At 43.3% G+C, this 2,771-nt stretch carries 4 protein-coding genes; all 4 read right to left on the reverse strand.

What is annotated here, in order from left to right:
• Positions 1 to 161 precede the first annotated feature (161 nt).
• Positions 162 to 530, reverse strand: coding sequence for a hypothetical protein (locus QEH53_RS23425; RefSeq protein WP_309025663.1), 369 nt, complete (start codon positions 528 to 530; stop codon positions 162 to 164).
• Positions 531 to 972: 442 nt separating this feature from the next.
• Positions 973 to 1,395 carry a hypothetical protein gene (locus QEH53_RS23430; RefSeq protein ID WP_309025664.1) on the reverse strand — a complete coding sequence of 141 codons (423 nt, stop codon included), beginning with the start codon at positions 1,393 to 1,395 and terminating at the stop codon, positions 973 to 975.
• 32 nt (positions 1,396 to 1,427) lie between these two features.
• The gene (locus QEH53_RS23435; RefSeq protein WP_309025665.1) at positions 1,428 to 1,982 is read right to left on the reverse strand and encodes a hypothetical protein; all 555 of its coding nucleotides are present in this window, start codon (positions 1,980 to 1,982) and stop codon (positions 1,428 to 1,430) included.
• Positions 1,983 to 2,042: 60 nt separating this feature from the next.
• The gene (locus tag QEH53_RS23440) at positions 2,043 to 2,510 is read right to left on the reverse strand and encodes a hypothetical protein (RefSeq protein WP_309025666.1); all 468 of its coding nucleotides are present in this window, start codon (positions 2,508 to 2,510) and stop codon (positions 2,043 to 2,045) included.
• Positions 2,511 to 2,771: the final 261 nt, after the last annotated feature.

Genomic DNA, 2,771 nt, shown 5'->3' on the forward strand with positions numbered 1-2,771 from the left:
CTCAACAATGCAGGAGATCTTTTCTTATTTGTAGAATTAGAAAATGGATACGTCGCCTCGTTGGTTATATTTGAAATTTCTATCTCTCCCCATCGCAGAGTCCTCACGCGGAGGGGGCGCAGCCCCCGGAGTTGTGAGCGACGACTTGATATGCTTAGTTTTTAGTAATTCCATAGTAATATCGTTAGAATCGCAGCTAGTACGAAGCAGAAGAATCCGTTGATGATGAAACCCAAGACCGTTAATGCTTTCCATCTTTCTTCGCGGGCTAGGGAAGCCATTCCAAATGCTATCCCAGTCGGTGATAGTATAGCTATCGTTATTACTACATAAAACAATCTTCCATAGCCCATGAAATCATATCCCCCTGTGGGGTCGTATTTCGAGTAGTAAAAAGGTGCACATATTGAAAGAAGCGCGAAGAGTGTGCCGAACAGATTCCATTTTGGGTCGTTGGGTGTTTTTGATCCGTTTTCTTCCGTTTGCATATCGTCAAAGCCACACGATGGCGGCTTCGGTTGAGGTTCCATTTGTTGTGATGTTGATTTCCATGCGGTCGTTAAGAAAGAGGCGGGCGTTTGCCGACATTGTGTGAGCTGCCTGGTTGTGATAATTTGTTTGAGTTAGTCTGTGGTCGCCTTGTCGCATGGCCAATCTTTTGAATGCTTCGCCACTAATCATTTTGGTCTCTTGTGGTCATGTCGTCTTCGACTCGGTACCACAAGTTGATCATCATTAATCTTTTCTTTTTGGTCGGTCTGTCTTGCTGCTTCTTTCTGTCTCGTTGAGTAGGGTGCTTTTTTATCTTCAATGCAGGATCAGTTTCTTTTTCGTTGCAGGATCAAATCTGTGTTCTCTGTGAAATCTGTGGTTAGTATTCCAATACAACCTGATCATTCTTTTTCTTCACAACGCTGAGTTCATACGACGTAGGCATCGCGGAGCGATGCCGGAGTTGTATGAAACGACTGGTTATACTTCTTTTCTATTTTGTTTCCAACTTTGAAGTTCATCCTGTCCATCTCCACAACCAATGAATAGATCCATATCTCCATTCAGAACCACGATTGGTTCCCATTCGACTTGCAGGTCATCGACCCAAGCTTCGGGTTCGCTCATTTGAACACTGAATGTTTGATTTTCAAAGGTGTGGATTTGGTGGTCCCGGCGTCGGTTAGAGTAAATGTGAAGGATTCCTTTTCCGGTGACTTCGCCCTCAGCAAAAACGTAAATAGCTCCACTCCTAAAAGGCAGCCAAGGTGCTTTCGCTTCTATTTCGTTTTTCTCACTGAGATTGGAGAAGGAGGCTTCAACTACGCTCTTTGGAGCTAGCAAAACGATGCTCAGGGTACCCACGACTAAAATGGTAACACCTATGATGATTCCTTTCTTCATTTTTTGTATAACGTCGAAGCCATACGCGGAGGTCATCGCGGAGCGATGGCCGGAGTTGTATGACCTGACTTGTTAGAAATCATTTTTGCTTCTTCGGAATTAAACTTAACTCCATATTTATTGCAAAGATCGATGACTGAATCAAAAACACCTGCTTCTTTAAGTTTTGATGTTTTGAAATATAGGTTAGGAATGGCTTCACATGAGATTCTGAGCCAACCTTCTTTATCTTCCCAAACCGAAACCATGTCCCAGGTCGCTCGAATATCCAAGTTTTTGCATCTAAGTCGAAGACCGCTTTCGTTTAGTTGATAGGTCACTTCTCCCTGTAGAAATTTCGAATTAGTGAACCACCGGTTAAACGTACTTGCACTTTTCTTTCCTAGGATAAGGGCCATCGCTACCATTCCCAAGATGACAATGCCAATGATAAGTGTATACTTGGATAATAGGAAAATGAACCCGATCAATGCAGAGATAAGGATTCGCAGAGATTTGCTCTTCTTTGAGAATAGCCCGATCAAGTAAATGTACTCTTCACGTGTGAAAGTGTGAGTGTGTTCGTAGTTGAATCTTTGGGGCTTCATTTCTCTTCTAACGACAAGTTCAGACGACGAGCGCTTGCGCTCGTTGTCTGAAACGTCTGGTTAGAAATTTTTGTTAGCTATTAGATCCTTTTTGTATTCTTGGGTGATGGCAGTCGTATTGGGGAAATGCTTCTTCATGATCTTTTCAATCATTCGAAGGCTTTCTTCTATATCGTTCGTTTGGAATTCGTTTTTATTTTCGATTATAGCGGATAGGGTAATCATCTTGTCGTGGGTTTTTTTCAGGCTGATCATGTCTTTTCGGTTTTTCAGACCGCTCATGAATGAAACCTCAGACTCGTTTAATTCTTTGATTTTAGGAATCGCGTTATCCTTATTCCATTTTTCTTCGTTTACCCATATCGCAGAGTCGCTGAGAAATTCGTGGACTTCACTAAAGGCTGCATCCACCGAAATAGGGTCTTTTGTTTCTGACTCGGAAGTAATCGATATGCTTTTGTAATTATCGCCGTATGAGTTGGCCGAAAGTGCAAATAGGGATAGTAATAGGGTAATTAGTTTTTTCATATTTTTTCTCCTTCTAATCTTAATGGTCGTGTGCTGGGCCATCTGAAAGTGGAGCGCTTGCCTCCCTTTGTTCGTGGGTTACCCTGCCGTTAAGCGTGGCAGAGCCACAAGTATTCAATAACCAATACAGGAGAGACAAGCGCATGAGAAAAAAGCATATCTACGCAGGCATGGATGTCCATAAGGAAACGACCGTAATCGCCCTGGCGCACGGGGGCCGGGAAGGCAAGGTGGAGCGCCTGGGAACCTTCTCCAGCGGGT

The sequence above is a fragment of the Pelagicoccus sp. SDUM812002 genome, from assembly GCF_031127835.1.
GTDB lineage: Bacteria > Verrucomicrobiota > Verrucomicrobiia > Opitutales > Opitutaceae > Pelagicoccus.